Origin of the sequence: Desulfopila aestuarii DSM 18488 (assembly GCF_900143695.1) — a bacterium.
In the GTDB taxonomy this organism is placed as follows: domain Bacteria; phylum Desulfobacterota; class Desulfobulbia; order Desulfobulbales; family Desulfocapsaceae; genus Desulfopila; species Desulfopila aestuarii.
The window spans coordinates 74944-92392 of sequence record NZ_FRFE01000016.1 but is presented as its reverse complement, the minus strand read 5'-3'; the positions used below and the strand labels follow the sequence as shown (position 1 = coordinate 92392).

14 protein-coding genes are annotated in these 17449 nt (G+C 53.1%); 8 read left to right on the top strand and 6 right to left on the bottom strand.

Annotated elements, in window-relative coordinates:
* Nucleotides 1-24 precede the first annotated feature (24 nt).
* The 4 genes from BUF15_RS15730 to pspA form a co-directional block, all read right to left on the bottom strand.
* Entirely contained in the window at nucleotides 25-282 is a 258-nt protein-coding gene (locus tag BUF15_RS15730) for a hypothetical protein (protein ID WP_073614660.1), read from the bottom strand.
* 252 nt (nucleotides 283-534) lie between these two features.
* Nucleotides 535-912: an envelope stress response membrane protein PspC gene (pspC, locus tag BUF15_RS15725; RefSeq protein WP_073614659.1), complete on the bottom strand. Its 378-nt coding sequence runs from the start codon at nucleotides 910-912 to the stop codon at nucleotides 535-537.
* Nucleotides 909-1160 (bottom strand): hypothetical protein, encoded by a 252-nt coding sequence (locus tag BUF15_RS15720; RefSeq protein WP_073614658.1) that lies wholly within the window; start codon nucleotides 1158-1160, stop codon nucleotides 909-911. The genes pspC and BUF15_RS15720 overlap by 4 nt, the downstream gene beginning before the upstream one ends.
* 45 nt (nucleotides 1161-1205) lie before the next feature.
* Nucleotides 1206-1871, bottom strand: a complete 666-nt coding sequence (gene pspA / locus BUF15_RS15715) for a phage shock protein PspA (RefSeq protein ID WP_073614657.1) — start codon at nucleotides 1869-1871, stop codon at nucleotides 1206-1208.
* A 186-nt stretch (nucleotides 1872-2057) separates the two neighbouring features.
* Here pspA and pspF point away from each other — a divergent pair, with 186 nt between their 5' ends.
* Nucleotides 2058-3116 carry a phage shock protein operon transcriptional activator gene (gene pspF, locus BUF15_RS15710; RefSeq protein WP_073614656.1) on the top strand — a complete coding sequence of 353 codons (1059 nt, stop codon included), beginning with the start codon at nucleotides 2058-2060 and terminating at the stop codon, nucleotides 3114-3116.
* Between the two features lie 60 nt (nucleotides 3117-3176).
* Here pspF and BUF15_RS15705 read toward each other — a convergent pair whose 3' ends face one another.
* On the bottom strand, nucleotides 3177-5813 hold the full coding sequence (locus tag BUF15_RS15705) for a hybrid sensor histidine kinase/response regulator (RefSeq protein WP_073614655.1): 2637 nt from the start codon (nucleotides 5811-5813) through the stop codon (nucleotides 3177-3179).
* 6 nt (nucleotides 5814-5819) lie between these two features.
* A complete protein-coding gene (locus tag BUF15_RS15700; RefSeq protein WP_159441312.1) occupies nucleotides 5820-7124 on the bottom strand; it encodes an ABC transporter substrate-binding protein in 1305 nt (434 codons plus the stop codon).
* A gap of 228 nt (nucleotides 7125-7352) precedes the next feature.
* Between BUF15_RS15700 and BUF15_RS15695 the strand changes: the two genes are divergently transcribed.
* The 7 genes from BUF15_RS15695 (at nucleotide 7353) to lpdA (ending at nucleotide 17402) form a co-directional block, all read left to right on the top strand.
* Nucleotides 7353-7784: an iron-sulfur cluster assembly scaffold protein gene (locus BUF15_RS15695; RefSeq protein WP_073614653.1), complete on the top strand. Its 432-nt coding sequence runs from the start codon at nucleotides 7353-7355 to the stop codon at nucleotides 7782-7784.
* 2 nt (nucleotides 7785-7786) lie between these two features.
* Nucleotides 7787-8746, top strand: coding sequence for a UDP-N-acetylmuramate dehydrogenase (gene murB, locus BUF15_RS15690; RefSeq protein WP_073614652.1), 960 nt, complete (start codon nucleotides 7787-7789; stop codon nucleotides 8744-8746).
* A gap of 110 nt (nucleotides 8747-8856) precedes the next feature.
* A complete protein-coding gene (locus tag BUF15_RS15685) occupies nucleotides 8857-10617 on the top strand; it encodes a c-type cytochrome (RefSeq protein WP_073614651.1) in 1761 nt (586 codons plus the stop codon).
* Nucleotides 10617-11681: a hypothetical protein gene (locus BUF15_RS15680; protein ID WP_073614650.1), complete on the top strand. Its 1065-nt coding sequence runs from the start codon at nucleotides 10617-10619 to the stop codon at nucleotides 11679-11681. The genes BUF15_RS15685 and BUF15_RS15680 overlap by 1 nt, the downstream gene beginning before the upstream one ends.
* Nucleotides 11682-11837: 156 nt before the next feature.
* A complete protein-coding gene (gene aceE / locus BUF15_RS15675) occupies nucleotides 11838-14495 on the top strand; it encodes a pyruvate dehydrogenase (acetyl-transferring), homodimeric type (RefSeq protein WP_073614649.1) in 2658 nt (885 codons plus the stop codon).
* Between the two features lie 13 nt (nucleotides 14496-14508).
* Nucleotides 14509-15837, top strand: a complete 1329-nt coding sequence (locus BUF15_RS15670; protein WP_073614648.1) for a 2-oxo acid dehydrogenase subunit E2 — start codon at nucleotides 14509-14511, stop codon at nucleotides 15835-15837.
* A 155-nt stretch (nucleotides 15838-15992) separates the two neighbouring features.
* On the top strand, nucleotides 15993-17402 hold the full coding sequence (gene lpdA / locus BUF15_RS15665; RefSeq protein WP_073614647.1) for a dihydrolipoyl dehydrogenase: 1410 nt from the start codon (nucleotides 15993-15995) through the stop codon (nucleotides 17400-17402).
* The last annotated feature ends 47 nt before the right edge of the window (nucleotides 17403-17449 follow it).

The window sequence follows — 17449 nt, the reverse complement described above, 5'->3', positions numbered from 1 at the left end:
TTCCCTTGAATAATAGGGCCTGGGTTAGTTTTTGGCGTCAGACGAGAAGCCTTGTTCGGCCGAAAAAACACCGATCAGCTTCCCGTCGGCATCACGAAGTTCCGCTCTTCCCATGGGCTGCAACACCAGCGTACCGGATTCACGTCCCATCTCATCGACAAGTTTGTAGGATTTGGTGAGTGATCCTTTTGGAACCTCCGGGGTGGCAGTTGGTTGCATGGCACAGCCGATAAGAGTCATGGTGCAGGCCAATACGGCCAATTGCAGAATGATCGCGCGCATGGCGTTCTCCTTAATGTAATGGATAGTGATGGTGTGTGGAAAGGTAACTTTTCGTCGGTTGACGTAAATTGTGGAAAAGGGCGCTCGAGAGTATAGTCGGTTGCCTTTGAAGGAGCCGATATTACCACGACAAGATGAAATGTGGAATGCGAAAGATAGGGTCTCGAGCGGTGTCCACAGAAAAAAACCGAGGCTTTTTGGTCGGGAAGGAACCGGCCAGTCGAAGGTGTTTCGACTGGCCGGGGAAGGGGGTTATGAATTGAACTTACGTTCCCATTCGTAATCGCGGCCGGTGACCTTGTCTTCCATCCGCCGGATTCTTCTTTCGAGATTCTCGAACTTTCGTCTGAGTCGCTGGGCTGCGTTCTTGGGGGAGTTGACGTAGCTGTCGTAGAATTCCTGTTCTTCCTCGTTTTCGATCGGCTTCACAGGTCTCGGCTTCATGAGAAGGGCCGCGACGATGTAGATACCGATCACCGGCCAGAAGCCACTTAAGAGAAAGACGATGACAAGGCCCAGCCGTATCCAGAACACCGACAGATCGTAGTAGTCGGCAATGCCTCGGCAGACACCGAGGAGAACGCCATCTCGTGAGCGGTAGATACCGCCATTGCGTAGACATTTTCTCATTTTTCGTATCCTTTATTTTTCTGGCTGTCCATGAGGATTGTCTCCAGTGCGTCAATCCGTTGTTCCATGTGCGACAGGCCCTGATAGATTTCCTGGATGATCCGCGCCTCGTCGCTCTGCGACCCTCGTCCGCCTTTGGAGAGGCCTGAATTGCGCATTTTGACAATGGCCAGCACCGTGCCGCAGACAAGCGCAGCAAAGGTAAGGATCGATCCGAAGACGATAGCGACGATTATAACGGTGTTCATGGCAGATGTGCTCCGACTAGACGAAGATGGTTGCTGTATACGTGGTTACGCTGCCGGTTTTCTGGCAGCTTTCATTTCGGCAAGCTCACGTTCAATCTCATCATCGGTGGCGAGATTGTCAAATTCTTCGTCAAGAGTCGGCTGTTTGCCAAAGTTGACCATATCCGCTTCAGCCTCCATGCTGTCGATGCGGCGCTCAAGGTCTTCAAAGCGGCGCATGGTGTCGACGCTGTCCATTCTGCGGATATCGCTCTGGGCTCGTTTTTTGCCGCTGGCCCGCTTGTGGCGTTGTACCAGTATCCGCTTTTTTTCTTTGGCGGTGGTGAGCTTCTGCTCCAGTTCCTGGATGTCACCGTGATATTGTTCGATCAGGCCGCTGTGGTCGGCAATTTCCGCCTGCAAAGTTTCGACAAGTTCTCCAAATCGTCTTTTTTCAAGTAACGCTTCTCTGGCCAGGTCGTCTCGGCCCCTGGCAACAGCCAGGTCGGCCCGCTCCGCCCATAGATCCCGCTGTGAAGCGATCTCATCAAGCCGGCGCTCCAGTTTCTTTCTGTCGGCGATAACACCGGCACAGGACGACTTGAGCTCCACCAGGGTGTCCTCCATTTCCCGGACCATCATTTTGATCATTTTTTCCGGATCTTCCGCCCGGTCCAGCATGGCATTGATGTTTGAACTGACGATATCGGCAAATCGTGTGAATATTCCCATGGTATCCTCCAGTGTTATAGGGATTGTGCTTTGTCGTTAATACTGCATGAGGTGTGCCGGAAGAAAGAAAAAAACAAAAACACGGAAAAACAATGCGATGCGGCTTTGACGGCAATTGAGTCATATGGTATATATGGCTAATAAATATATTTTAACACTCAATATTGGTGAAATATGCCAACATCTATGGGCAGGGCACGAAAAGGAACAAGTTATGCCAGCCCGGCAAATGCACCGGGTGAGGCTTTGGGGCAGTCGGAGCCGTTTCTGCAGTTTCAGGAGCAGTTATCACGGGTTGCCCGGGTGGATAGGCCGGTGCTGCTTATCGGTGAACGGGGAACGGGCAAGGAGCTGGCGGCGCGCAGGCTCCATTTTCTCTCCCAGCGCTGGTCCGGGCCTTGCGTGACCTTAAACTGTGCGGCCTTGTCGCCGAATCTGATCGAGTCCGAGCTGTTTGGCTATGAAAAAGGGGCGTTTACTGGGGCTGAAGTGCGTCGAAGCGGCCGATTTGAGGCAGCCAGCGGTGGCACCCTCTTTCTCGATGAGATTGGTAATATTCCCATGGAGGCACAGGAGAAGATCCTGCGAGTTGTCGAGTACAATTCTTTTGAACGGGTGGGATCGACCACATCGGTGGAGGTGGATGTCCGCATCGTTGGCGCCACCAACGCCGACCTGCCGGCGCTGGCGCAGAAGGGGGAATTCAAAAGGGACTTGCTGGATCGGTTGTCCTTTGAAGTACTCTTTCTGCCGCCGCTGCGAGCCCGGGAGGAGGATATCATGCTGCTGGCCCGCCATTTCGCCGGCAGGATGGCCTATGAACTTGGCCTTGAAAAGATTCCCGAGTTCTCTGGACGGGCGATAGCCGCGCTGCAGGAGTATGGTTGGCCTGGCAATATCAGGGAGCTGAAAAATGTGGTAGAGCGGGCGGTCTATTCCGCCGATGATGATGTTATCGATCAGATCGTTTTCGATCCGTTTATCTCGCCGTATGGAACGACTTTCCATGAAGGTGTGAAAAAGAGCGGGTCCGCGCCCGCTGAGGCGCAGACAACACTGTTCGATACTTTTGGCGTACTGCCGCTAAAGGAGGCAGTGAAAGAACTGGAACGAGGTATGTTGCTGAAAGCGCTGGTGGAGAGCCGCTATAATCAGCGCAAGGCGGCGAAGATGTTGGGATTGAGTTACGATCAGTTGCGTGGGATGATCCGAAAATATGACGATGTGCTGAAGAAAGAAGATTGATAATTCTCTGAAAATGGCATGAAAAGCGTTTTTTTTTCATGGGCGCTTAGCATCTCGCTGTTACCTGCCGTCCAGCCGAAGAGTTTGTTCAAGAACGTGCTGCAAATCCTTTAGATGAAAAGGTTTTGAGAGAAAGCCCCGGAAACCGAACAAGGCGTAGTTGGCCATGATCGGGTCTTGGGAATAACCGCTGGAGACAATGAGTCTTGCCGTTGGATCCATGGCCAGAATCTTTTCTGCCGCTTCTTTGCCACCCATCCCGCCCGGGATGGTGAGATCCATGATGACGAGGTCCACTCTGTTGTCGTTGTTCAGATGCTGCTGATAGACATCGATGGCCTCATTGCCGTCTGCAACAGTTATGACCGAGTAGCCCAGATGGCTCAGTAACTGCCGTGTGATATCACGAACTGGTGCTTCATCGTCCATCACCATGATAGTTCCGGCTGCTGTGCGCGGCAGAGTCTGATCCTGGGTCTTTACAGGGGGCAGGATGGTGTCAAGAGCAGGCAGCAGGATGGTGAAGCTGGTCCCTTTCCCTGGTGATGACTGCACCGATATAGCCCCATTATGTTTGCGAATGATGGAATGGGTAATGGCCAGTCCCAGGCCACTGCCACTTTTTTTGGTGGTGAAGTACGGGTCGAATATCCGTTCGATCTGTTCCGGTGCTATGCCCGGTCCATTATCGGTAAGAGTGATTTCCAGGCAGTTCTGGCCTGCAAGGGCTTCGGACATGGCCGGGGAGGGAATGGTGTTCCGGCAGGTGATGGTGACAACCCCACCGTCCGGCATGGCGTACCTGGCGTTGACGACGATATTTTGAATAACCTGGCTTATCTGGCCGGCATCGACTTCAGCGTTCCATAGGTTTTCGGCAAAATTGAAATCACAACGGACATTACTGCCCCGGAGAATGAAGCTGGCAGATTCCCGGATGATTTCCGTAACCGAGGTGAGCTCTTTGACCGGTTCGCCACCTTTAGAGAAGGTGAGCAACTGCTGGGTGAGATCGCGGGCCCGGAGAGAAGCCTTTTCCAGCTCTTTTAGAAGAGGGAACCGCTTGTCGTCCTGATCGGTATAGGCCATAGTGAGACTGACATTGCCAAGAATCGCCGCCAGGATATTGTTGAAGTCATGGGCAATGCCGCCAGCCAGAACGCCGACTGACTCAAGCTTTCGGATTTTGAGCCGTTCTTCCTCCGCGGCTTTTCTTTCAGAAATATCCCTGAAGCTACCGAGCATATATTTTTGTTCACCGATGTTAATAAACGCTGCGGTGATCTCGGCTGGAAAGACCGTGCCATCCTTGCAGAGAATCGGTATGTCCTTTGCGATGGTTGATGTTCCTTCGGCGCATTTTTGAAATTCCATCCTGACCCACTCCCGGTCCTGGGGAGGGTGGATATCCATGGCTACGAGGGACAGCAGTTCATGTTCAGCGTACCCGAGCATGTTGCAGATGGTGTTGTTGGCGACGACAAACATCCCTGATATTGGTTCGACAATCAAAACGCCGTCATTGGAGTTGTCAAAAATTGTCCTGAACCGTTGTTCCGAAGCGGCCAGTTCCTTTTCAGTTTCCTTACGTTCAATGATCTCCAATTCCAGTTCATGGGTTCGTTCCTTGACAAGATCTTCAAGTCTGTCCCGATATTTGTTCAACTCCTCGAAGTTAGCGCGTAGTCTGTCCGTCATGGTGTTGAACAGCTCACCCAGTTGGCCGATTTCATCTTTGGAACGAATCTCCACTGAGGTGGAAAGGTCGCCGCTGACGATACGCAGAGCGGATTTTTTCAAGAGATCGATTGGGCGGGTGATGAACTCTGAGAGCAGCAGTGTCGCGGCGATACTGAGCATCACCGCCAGCAAGGCGGTGCTGATAGTGAGGGCCTGCAAGCCGGCAATGTGTTGATTGACCAGATTGGTTTTGGTGGCAACTGCCCGGCTGAATTCCTCACTGAGCCGGGTGAACGCATTTCTCAGATTGTCATGGGCAATCGCGGCATTTTCCTGTTGCGTTGCGAACTGTTTGAAAATGGTGCCGAAAGTCGTTGCTGTCTTGTCGATACGAAATGCGAGAAGATTGACACTGTCTTCCGGCTGTTTTTGCCGCAAGGATACTATCCGTTGATGGAGGAGCGCGATGGTTTCTGTCAGTTGCTGATACGATTCGACTCGGTGGGTAAGGGCGTATTCTTTTTGGTGGAGTAGTGCTGTGATAGCCAGATGGTCGATTTCCTTACCCAGGGGCGACTCCAGAACGAGCTCATCCACTTGACTATGGAGCCGGCCGGCCTCCTGCTCCATACGGCTGCGAATTGTCTGCATCTCGAGATTTTGCTGCACATAGAGTGAAAATGCTTTCTCATAGTTTTCGAGCATGACAAGGACAACAGCCAGCTGCTCTCGTTGCAGTTGGTCTTTTTCTCCATATTGTATTTTTTCTATCTGCGGCCTCATTTCCGCAATATGATCGAAGACAAGATGGGAGTGGCTGGTGGTTTCCTCGGCGGTGAACGCCTGTTCCTGCCTGTTCATGGCGCTGAAGGTGCGCTCAATATGGTTCTGGAAACCATACACCTCTTTCTGGCTGTCGAGAGCGTTTTGCATGCCCCACCAGCTGGTCAAGGAGACGATGACGGTCAGCAGCAGAACCAGAGAGAAGGCGATGGAGAGTTTATTGCGAAAGGACATGGGTTATTACTTTCCCTCTTCTGCAGAAGGGGCTATTTCAGTTTGCAGGTCGCTCAGGATCTGCAGGTATTGCCCGGGGAACTCGATCAGTTCGTTGAAGCTGTCCATGGCCCGATCGGCAATTTCGGGCGGCGTTGCGAGATCAAAGTTGAAGGCCCATCGCTCAGAATGTTCAATCTCCTGTTTTAATCGGAGTTTGAATGGAGAATAAAAATTGTCCGACACGGTTTGATTCGGGGCTAGTGCACCTGAGCCGGTGCTCATGAGTTTCTGGGCCTCCGTGCCTGCAAAATACGCCAGGACATTCTTGGCAAAGTCATGATTTTCCGAGGCGCGGGAGATGATGATACCGTCAATAGGGCCGACCGAGACCCGTGGCACATTTTCAGCTACAGTCGGGAAAGGGAAAAAATCATAATCCTTGCCTGCTTCAAGACCCGGTGACTGGCCTTCAAGTATCTGGGTGGCCCAGGTACCCATGAGTGTCATGGCCGCTTTTCCCTCGCGGACCAGCGCGGTCGCCTCGTCCCAGTCGAGCTGATTGGCGTTACCATTAAAATAACCATTTTGCAACAGTTCCGACCAAATCCTGAAGGATTCCATCACCTGGGGATCAGTGTAGGACTGCTTGCCCTCCATCAGCAGCTTGCGATAATCCGGCCCGGCGGTACGCAGCAGTAGGTAATCGAACCAGAACTGGGCCGGCCAGCGTTCTCGGGCTCCGATTGCCAGTGGGGTTATGCCACTGCTTTTCAGTTGGGCGCAGATGGCGAGAAACTCCGGCCAGGATTGCGGTGGGGAAAGCCCGTGAGCTGTGAAGATCTGCGTATTATAGAAAAAAACCACAATATGCTGGGTGATGGGGAGCAGGTATTTTTTCCCATTGTAGGTGACGGCCGACTCGACAATGGCGGGGGGGAATTGTGCCGAAAGGTTTTCCCGCTCCCAGAGATCATCGATCTCCATGAGCTGGTTTTTTAAAACCAGCTGTCGGACCCGTTCACCGGCCCAATAGGAAAACAGCTCGGGAGGATTGCCCCGATCAAGCGAAGATAAAATCATGGTTTTGAACGCTTCATGGTCCAGGCCGTTGGCAAGCACTGTATAGCCTGGGCTTTTGGCATTGACCGTCTCCACCATATTATCGATACCTCCACTCAGAGCACCTGAAAAGTAGTGGAAGAGGCTGATTTTCTGTGAGTGGCTGCTGGTTGCTGTTAATTCATTATTCTTCTGGCTTGTACGCTGGTAGACTATGAGGGCGGCTATGGCCATCATGGCGAACAGCAGAGGAAGGAAAATTCTTTTCATATGTGAGGCTTTGGTTGGTGGTTTGCTGAATTTTTTATAAGACGCCTCGGTTGACATCGCACGAGAGTCCCAAAATAATTGCATTTGGTAAAGTGTACCAAATAGATGAGAAGATTAAAAACGGCTTTTCTGCGGTTATTGGTCTTATCGCTTTTCGTTTTGAGAAACTCTTATTAGGATAGAGCCGCTCGCTGTCCGAGCAGAAAAATGGTATAGGAGAACATGTTTATGGAGATATCGTCTATTGCTCTCGCCTTTGGTATTTTGCTTTTACTGGTTGCGGCCTGGTTTGGTTTCTATTACCTGGCCAATCCTCCGCTCAAAGATCCCGATGCAATTGCTCGAATAACTGGTAACTGTGGTGACACCATGGAACTGGCGTTAGGTATTGTTGGTGACCGGGTTCAACGGACCCGTCACTGGACTGATGGCTGCTCCGTGAGTAATCAATGCATCGAGGCCACAGCTATGCTGGCCCAGGGCAAGGATATCGGTGAATTGAAGGGTATCAATATGATGCATATCATGGAACTTACCGGCCAGCTGCCCGATACCCATCTGCACTGCGCCCAGCTGGCAGAGACTACCCTGCAGCGAGCGGTGGCGGATTATCTGCAGAAGCGGGGACCGGAGTCGTGCCATACCGGGCACAGCTGTTAATTATGGAAATTTCAATAGAAGGCTGGCGGCAGTGTGTGGTCGATATGGTTCCCGCCGAACTGGTCAGGTTCGACGAGCCAATGTCGCGCCACACCTCATTTAAGATCGGTGGCCCCGCCGATGTCTTTCTCGCGCCCCGCAGCTATGATGATCTCTTGACCTGCCTTGAGGTGGTGAAGAAGAATGGGCTGCCCTGTTTTCTCTTAGGTGGCGGTACCAACATCCTGGTGGCGGATCGAGGGATCAGGGGAGTGGTTATCTCCACAGCAGGTCTTGATTCTATCTCGGTTACCGGCGAGCGTCTTACCGCGGAGGCTGGCGCAAGGGTTGAAGATGTGTGTATGGTGGCTGCCGAATATGGTCTTTCCGGTGTGGAGTTTATTAACGGTATGCCAGGTTCCATTGGCGGTGCGGTCTGGATGAATGCCCGCTGCTACGGCAACTCCATATCCGAGGTACTGGAACAGGTGGAAGTGGTGGGGGAGGATTTGTCGCTGACAACAGTATCCTGCGATCCGTCCCAGTTCGACTATAAACGCTCCCCGTTTCAAGCCATGTCAGGCTGTATCTGGCAGGTGAAACTGCACCTGAAAAAGGGCGATCGCCAGGAAATTTACCGAAAGATGGAAGAAAACCATAAAGATAGGGTGGATAAAGGCCATTTTAAAGCACCATCCGCCGGGTCGCTGTTTAAAAACAACCATGATTTCGGCGCTCCCACTGGCAAGATCATTGACGAGTTGGGGTTACGTGGTGTTACCTCCGGTGGGGCAGCGATTGCTCCTTTTCATGGCAATATCTTTATCAATCAAAACAACGCCACTGCTGGCGACGTCCTGTCCCTTATCCGACTGGCAGTGGAGAAGGCGGCGCGTGAGAGGGGGATCCGGCTGGAGCCGGAAGTCCGATTAGTCGGCGACTGGAGTCCTGAAGAACTCTCCTTTCTGACAAACGTCGCCTGACCGACATATTACGTTTTGGTGGTTGTGGCACAATGTCGCAATTGCAGGTCATTCCCGGCTGTTGTATTCTTCCATGAACTGATATTTATTGGTATTTATACGGAGGAAATATGCACTATCCTGTCTGGTATCTGCCCGAAATAGGGGGCGGTACGCTGATTGCCCTGATTGCGGTCTTTCACGTTTTCATCTCTCATTTCGCGGTGGGGGGCGGGCTCTATCTGGTCTTGGCCGAAAAAAAAGGCCTTGCCGAACAGAGCCAGGCCATTCTCGATTTCACCAAACGCCACGCCCGTTTTTTCCTTTTGACGACCATGGTCCTGGGGTCCATCAGCGGGGTCGGTATCTGGTTCATTATCGCTTTGGTCAATCCGGCAGCGACCTCCTACCTTATTCATAATTTCGTATTTGGCTGGGCGGCGGAGTGGGTCTTCTTCACGGTGGAGATCGCCGCTGCTTTCGTCTATTACTATTTCTTTGGGCGGATGGAATCCTCGACCCATCTGAAAGTCGGCTACCTCTATTTCTTTGCCGCATGGATGTCTTTGCTGCTCATTAATGGAATCATCGGGGTGATGCTGACACCGGGTGCCTGGGCGGAGAGCTCGCTCTTTTGGCAGGGTTTTTTCAATCCGTCATTCTGGCCATCCCTTTTCTTTCGTACCTGCATAGCGGTGCTTATGGCCGGCTGTTACGGCTGCCTGACTGCCGCATGGTCCGATGAGGAAGAGGTTCGGGTGAAAATGACCCGTTTCTCCGGTATCTGGTCATTGGTGGCCATGGTCGCAGCTATCCCTTGCGCCTTGTGGTATGTGGCGGTCTTGCCGGAACAGGCTCAGCAGCTGGTGACAGGCAAATCACCCACAGTCGCTCTCGCCCTGCAGTACGGTTTGGTGGCAGTCATTTTGCTACTGGTTCTGACGCTGGTTACAGCCATTCTGAGACCGACACTCAACAACCGGCCAGTGGCTCTTGCGGCCATGCTCTGTGCCTTTGTAATGCTTGGCTCGTTTGAATGGACCCGGGAGGCGGCCCGCCGTCCCTATGTGATCAACGAGGTGATCTACTCCAACTCCATTTTCAAAAAAGACCTGGAAAGCTTGAATGAGAAAGGTTTTCTCAAATCTGCACTGTGGGTGCAGCATCACGAGGTGACTGCTGACAACAGAATGGGTGCCGGGCACGAACTCTATATTCAGCAATGTTACAGTTGTCATACCCTTGGTGCTGGCAACAACGATCTGGCAGCCCTGACGGAAAAGATGAGCTACCCGGCGCTGGTCGCCTATATCGGCAAGATGCATACCATCCGCCCGTTCATGCCGCCCTTTGCCGGAACCGACACGGAGGTGCGGGCACTGTCAGCTTTTCTGGCCGGAGAGGTGCACGGTAAGGAGACCGTTGATGTCGTCGCCGAAGCCGGTGATGGCCTGGCAGCCGGTAAACAACTGTTTGAGGAAAACTGTGCAGCATGTCACGCCAGGGAAGATCTGTCTGGCGCGTTTGCTGGTAAAGATGTGGTGGGAGCTGGTGAGATGTTGAGTACCTTAAATGAGATTTCCGATGAAATGGAGCCTTTTGGTGGGACCGACGAAGAGCGGAATCAGCTTGCCGGTTATCTGATTTCAGAGAGTGGCGGGATAGTCTCGACTGCAGGAGTGGACGGGGGCGGAGTGTTTGATACCCATTGTTCAGCCTGTCACGCCGTCGAGGATATAACGGAGTTTACCAGTGGTTGGGATCGGGCACAGATTTTTACCAATCTCGGCAGATTGCCGGAACTGGTCCCAGAAATGCCGCCGTTTGAGGGAACTGAAACCGAACGGGAAGCACTTGCCGACTATATCGACGGCCTAAAAGGAGGAAAGTGATGGCGACGATTCTTATTCCACCTGCCGACACCCTGCCGGTTGCCTGGGGCTGGTTCCAGTTCCTGCTGCTGCTTACCTTTCCGCTGCACCTCCTGGCAATGAACGCGATGCTGGGCGGGCTTATTCTCGGGGTGGTTGCCCATCTGCGTGGTGATGAAGTGGAACGGCGGCTTGCCCATCGCATTGCGGTGATCACCCCGATGCTTATTGCGCTTACTGTCAATCTCGGTGTGGCCCCTTATCTTTTTCTCCAGGTACTCTATGGCCAGTTTATTTACACCAGCTCTATCCTCATGGGAATTGGCTGGATTCTGGTGGTGCCGCTGTTGATGTTTGCCTATCGCGGTGTTTATCTCTACGACTTTCATTTTGAAAAACTAGGACGTCTGGGGCTGGTGATCGGTGGGATTTGTGCCGTGATCTTTCTCGGTATCGCTGCCATTTTCTCCCATAACATGCTGCTGATGGGCTTGCCTGAAAGGTTTGGTGAATATTTCAGCCATTTGGACGGCTCGATGCTTATTGCCAGCGAGAACAGTTTCCCGTTTCGCTATTTGCATATGGTATTGGGGGCGCTGGCGATGGGCGGGCTGGCCGTGGCGCTCATGGGTCGCTTTCGGGCCGAACGTGACCTGGAACTGGCCGAATATTCTGCAAAGCATGGTTTGCGTGTTTTCCTGGGAGTGACCGTGATCAACACCGTGGTGGGTATTCTCTACCTTCTCAGCCTGCCCCGGGGCCAGATGCTGCTCTTTATGGGCCGAGATATGGGAGCCACCATCGCCTTCGCACTTGGCTTGCTGCTGACTGTCGGTATGCTGTTCACCGCCTGGCGGGGCCGGTTATGGATGACAATTGCCCATGCCGTGCCACTTGTTGTGATTATGGTCTTTATGCGCAGTTGGCTGCGTACGGGCTACCTGCAGAAATACTATACCCTCGATCAGCTCCAGGTTGTACCGCAGTACTCCCCCATGATTTTCTTTTTTGTCATCCTTATTTTCGGACTCCTCTGTCTCGGTTGGCTCTGGAAAAAGAGTGCTGAGGCGCTCGCCCAGACCTGATTTCTTTTCCTGATGCCAGACATTTCGATGAATCGGAGCCGGTTTTACGGCTCCGATTCCATCATCATGATTTTCTTGCAAATGTAAAATCAATGATGATACTTTACCCGTGTTGTCCTTGCTTTTTACCCATCCATATCTAACGCGAGGTAGCAGATGAGTGCATACTATACCGATCCTGATCCGGCTGAGACCAGTGACTGGCTGGAATCGTTGGATGGCGTTATTCGTCATGAAGGCGCTGAAAAAGCCGATTACCTGTTACGTGAGCTGACCGACCGGGCCCGCGAGCGGGGTGTGTCAACTTCCCCGGGTATTCTCACCCCTTATGGTAATACTATCCCGCCAGGCGACGAGCAGCACATGCCTGATGATTCCTACACCGCTATGAAGGTTGCCGCCTATGTGCGCTGGAATGCCATGGCCATGGTGGCACGAGCCAACAAGGGCGGCAAGGGGCTGGGAGGCCATATTGCCACCTACACCTCGGTTTCAGCTATGTACGAGGTTGGCTTCAACTGGTTTTTCCGGGGCCCGCAGGCCGAATTCGGCGCCGATATGATCTATTTCCAGGGACACAGTTCACCTGGTATCTATGCCCGGGCATTTGTGGAAGGGAGGTTTGATGAAGAGCATTTGCGCAATTTCAGGCAGGAGGTAGGTGGCCACGGGCTGTCGTCCTATCCCCATCCCTGGCTGATGCCCGACTTCTGGCAATTTCCCACCGTTTCCATGGGGTTGGGGCCAATGGCGGCCATCTACCAGGCCAGATTTATGAAATATATGGACAGCCGTGAGCTGAAAAAGGCCGGTGATCGAAAGGTCTGGGTCTTTATGGGCGATGGCGAGTCAGATGAACCGGAATCGCTTGGGGCTCTTTCTGTAGCTGCAAGGGAAAAGCTTGATAACCTGATCTTTGTGGTCAACTGTAACCTTCAGCGACTCGACGGTCCGGTACGCGGCAACGGCAAAATTATCCAGGAGCTGGAAGGGCGTTTTCGCGGAGCCGGCTGGAATGTGATAAAGCTCCTTTGGGGGAGTGAGTGGGATCGTATTCTGAGCCGTGATAAGGAAGGACTGCTGTTGAAAAAGTTTGGCAGCATGGTGGATGGCGATTTTCAGACCATCCGGGCACGCGGGCCAGAATATCTGCGAGAATTGGTCTTTGCTGACGACCCGAAACTGGCGGCCCTTGTTGAGGATATCAGTGACAGTGAGCTGTGGCAGATGACCCGTGGCGGCCATGACCCGCGCAAGGTCTATACGGCCTTATCGGCAGCTACCCGCCATCAGGGCCAGCCGACGGTCATCCTTGTGAAAACCATTAAGGGTTTTGGTATGGGTCAGGCGGGTGAATCGGTTATGGTTGCCCATAATGTCAAGAAAATGGACCTTGAGTCGCTGAAGGCTTTTCGTGACCGGTTCCATGTTCCTTTAGCAGATGAACAGCTCGGTGAACTGCCTTTTATCCGACCGGCGGAAGGCAGTGATGAGGAACGTTTTCTCCGGGAGCGGCGTGAGGCCATGGGCGGTCCAGTTCCCTGGCGTGAGACCCAACATATCCCGCTCACCGTTCCTGATCTTAGCGTTTTCAAGGCGCTGCTTGGCTCGTCAAAAGGGCGCGAATTATCAACCACCATGGCCTTTGTCCGGCTGCTCGGTATGCTGGTAAAGGATAAGGAAATTGGCAAAAATATCGTACCGATCATCCCCGACGAAGCCCGCACCTTCGGGATGGAGGGGCTGTTCCGGCAACTCGGGATCTATGCGCCCACCGGCCAACTCTATGAACCGCAGGACTCCGAGACAATCTCCTGGTACCGGGAGGATCCGCAAGGCCAGATTCTGGAAGAGGGTATAACCGAAGCGGGGGCAATTTCGTCGTGGCTGGCAGCCGCCACGGCCCATACCAATTACGGGGTGCCGATGATCCCGTTTTATGCCTTTTACTCCATGTTCGGCTTCCAGCGTATTGGCGACCAGCTCTGGGCAGCAGGTGATAGCAGGGCAAGGGGCTTTCTCATGGGAGCGACTGCGGGCCGTACCACATTGAATGGTGAAGGTCTCCAGCATCAGGATGGCCAGGCGCTGCTGATGGCCTCTGTCTACCCCACCTGCCTGGCCTATGATCCTACCTTCAGTTATGAGGTGGCGGTGCTGGTGCAGCAGGGAATTGAGCGGATGTTCGGTAAAGGTGAAGATCTTTTTTATTACATCACCTTATTAAACGAAAACTATGAGCAGCCGGAGATGCCCGAAGGTGTTGAAGAAGGCATAGGCCGAGGGATGTATCTGTATCGCCAGGGCGGTGAAGGCGAGCTGCGGGTGCAGTTGATGGGCAGTGGATCCATTCTGCGCGAGGTGATTGCTGCCGCCGATCTGTTGGCCGATGATTTTGGCGTGCAGGCGGATATCTGGTCCATTCTGGGTGTCAATCAATTGCATCGGCAGGGCATGGAGGTGGAGGACTGGAACCGCAACCATCCGGAGGAGGAGCCGCGGAAATCCTATGTTGAACAACAGCTGGCAGGCTTTGCGGGGCCGGCGGTGATCAGTACCGACTATGTCCAGGCCTATAGTGAGCAATTACGACGACTTATCCCCAATTCCCTCACTATTCTTGGTACTGATGGTTTTGGGCGTAGCGATTCGCGGGAGGTGCTGCGCGATTTCTTCAAGGTGGACCGGCGCCATATTGTGGTCGCCGCTTTAAAAGCTTTGGCTGACCAGGGTGCAGTCGAGCGCACAAAGGTATCCGAGGCTATACGAAAATACGAAATCAACCCGGATGCACCACATCCGGTAACCCGCTGAGACGGAGGAAAAGATGGCAGTCGAAAAGATTGTGGTGCCCGATTTCGGTGATGTGCAGGAGATTTCCGTGGTGGAAGTCTACATCAAGCCCGGGGATGTGGTCGAGGTTGAGAGTCCGTTGATTGCATTGGAGAGTGAGAAGGCGGTGATGGATATTCCCTCGCCACTTGCCGGTACCATTACCGAGGTCAAAATACAGGAAGGAGATACGGTCAAAAGTGGCGACCTGATTGCACTGGTGGAGACCGCAGCCGAGGCTGTACCCGAGAAGAAGGAGTCGGCGGATGAATCCCAAAAGAAGGAAAAGGCAGAGGCCGAACCGGTAAAAGAAACGGAAGCTCTGGCTGTGTCTGCGAAAGCTCCACAAGCAGCGACAGTTTCCACTTCAACATCAGCTGCCACTGATGTTGAAGCGGTTGAGCATGGCAGCTTTCACGCTACCCCGTCGGTGCGGGCCTATGCCCGGGAGTTGGGTGTCGACCTTGCCCTGGTATCGGGCAGTGGCCCCAAGGGCAGGATTGTGAAAGAGGATGTGCAGGTGGTGGTGAAGGCGGCAATGAAGGCCAGTTCTACCCGCCCTGCTGGCACCGGTGGGGGAATTGCGATTGAGGTCCCACCACTTGAAGACTTCAGTGTTTATGGGGAAATCGAGGAAGCGACCCTTAGCCGCATTAAAAAGATTTCCGGCCCGCATTTGCACCGGAGCTGGGTGACTATCCCCCATGTCACCCATTTTGACGAAGCTGATGTTACCGAACTTGAAGAGTTCCGGAAGCAGCTGAATGATGAGGCGGGCAAAGAGGGTCCCCGTTTCAGTCCACTGGTATTTATCATCAAGGCAGTGGTGGCAACGTTGCGGGAGTTTCCGATGTTCAACTGCTCGCTCATGCCAAGCGGTGACAAGGTTATCTTGAAACACTACTACAACATCGGTATTGCCGTAGACACTCCTGGCGGTTTGGTGGTGCCGGTAATCAAAAACGCCGATAAAAAGGGTTTGCGGGAGATTGCCCGTGAGCTCCATGAGGTAGGGGGCAAGGCGAGGGATGGAAAGCTGTCAATCGGCGATTTACAGGGAGCCTCTTTTACCATCTCCAGTCTTGGTGGAATTGGTGGCACCGGTTTTACTCCCATCGTCAACGGGCCGCAGGTGGCCATTATCGGTTTGTCGCGCAACTACATGAAACCCTTCTGGGATGAAAACAAACAGCAGTTTGTTCCGCGGTTGACTCTGCCGTTCTCGCTCTCATACGACCACAGGGTCATCGACGGTGCAGAGGCGGCCAGGTTTTGCCGGGCACTCAGCGATGCTATTGAAGATCTAAGGCGTGTAATGCTCTAAAATTAACGAAATCGACAAATATCTGTTAAAATATTGTCGTATTCGTTAGAATGGTCTTGATGTTAAGATCGGATGAGCAGCGGGTTGCACATCCAGCGGTATGTAGCGGTTGCCGCGCGAATGTTCGTCATGAGCTCTTCAGAGGAGAAAATGCTATGTCTTCAGATACAAAATATGATGTTGTCGTACTGGGTGGTGGGCCGGGCGGCTATACGGCGGCCTTTCGGGCGGCGGATCTGGGTCTTTCAGTCTGTCTGGTTGAGCAGGGGGAACGGCTGGGTGGTGTCTGCCTCAACGTCGGTTGTATCCCGTCCAAGACGCTGCTCCATGGCGCGGCGGTGATTGAGGAGGCCCGGGAAGCTGAAACTCTTGGGATCTCCTTTGGCGAGCCGAAGGTCGATCTTGATATGTTTCGATCCCATAAGGAGGGAATTATCAATCAGCTGACCGGCGGGCTCGATAAGCTCTGCCAGGCGCGCAAGGTCACCCGTATTGTTGGCAAAGGAAGTTTTGTAAACGGTTCAACTCTCAAAGTGAGTGGTGCTGAAGGTGATACGGAAGTGGCCTTCGGCAACTGTATTATCGCCACCGGTTCGCATCCGTTCATGCTGCCGGGATTGCCTCAGGACGAGCGCATCTGGAACTCCACCGATGCCCTGGCGTTAAAATTTATCCCCAAACGTTTTCTCATTATCGGCGGCGGCATTATCGGCATGGAAATGGCCCAGATCTATAGCGCCCTTGGTTCGGAGATCACTATCGTTGAGATGATGGACCATATCATTCCGCCGGCAGATAAAGACCTGGTCCAGCCCCTCTTTTTGAAGTTGAAAAACAAATATCAGATTCTGACCAAGACCAAAGTGACTTCGATCGAAGCGACCGAAAGCGGGATAGTCGCGTCCTTTGAAGGGACCAAGGCGCCAGAGAAGGGCGAGTATGATGCGGTGCTCGTGGCAGTCGGTCGAAAGCCGAATACCGGCAACTTTGATCGAGAGAAGATCGGTCTGGAATTAAACGAGCGTGGCTTTATTCCGGTAAACGCCCAGCAGCAGACAACGGTGGCCAATATCTACGCCATTGGAGATGTCGTGGGTGAGCCGATGCTGGCTCATAAAGCGACCCACGAAGGCAAGGTGGCGGCGGAGGTGATTGCCGGCCATAAAGCGGCCTTTGACCCGATGACCATTCCCTCAGTGGCCTACACCCATCCTGAAATCGCCTGGATGGGACTCACCGAAAAAGAGGCCAAGGAAAAGGGCATCGACTATGACAAGGGTAAGTTTCCCTGGGGTGCTTCAGGGCGGGCCTTAAGTTCGGGAGCGGCCAGCGGTGTGACCAAGGTGCTTTTCGACAAAGAGACCGGACGGATTATCGGTGCAGGCATTTGCGGTCAGAATGCGGGGGAATTGATTCATGAAGCGGTACTGGCCCTTGAAATGGGTGCCGATGCAGAGGATATCAGCAAAACCGTCCATGCCCATCCGACTTTGGCCGAGACTTTTGCCTTTGCTGCCGAAATTGTCGATGGTTCCATCACCGACATCATGCCGTCGAAAAAATGATGGGAATGGAAAAAAGGCAATACTATAAAGGCCTATATTGCAATTTT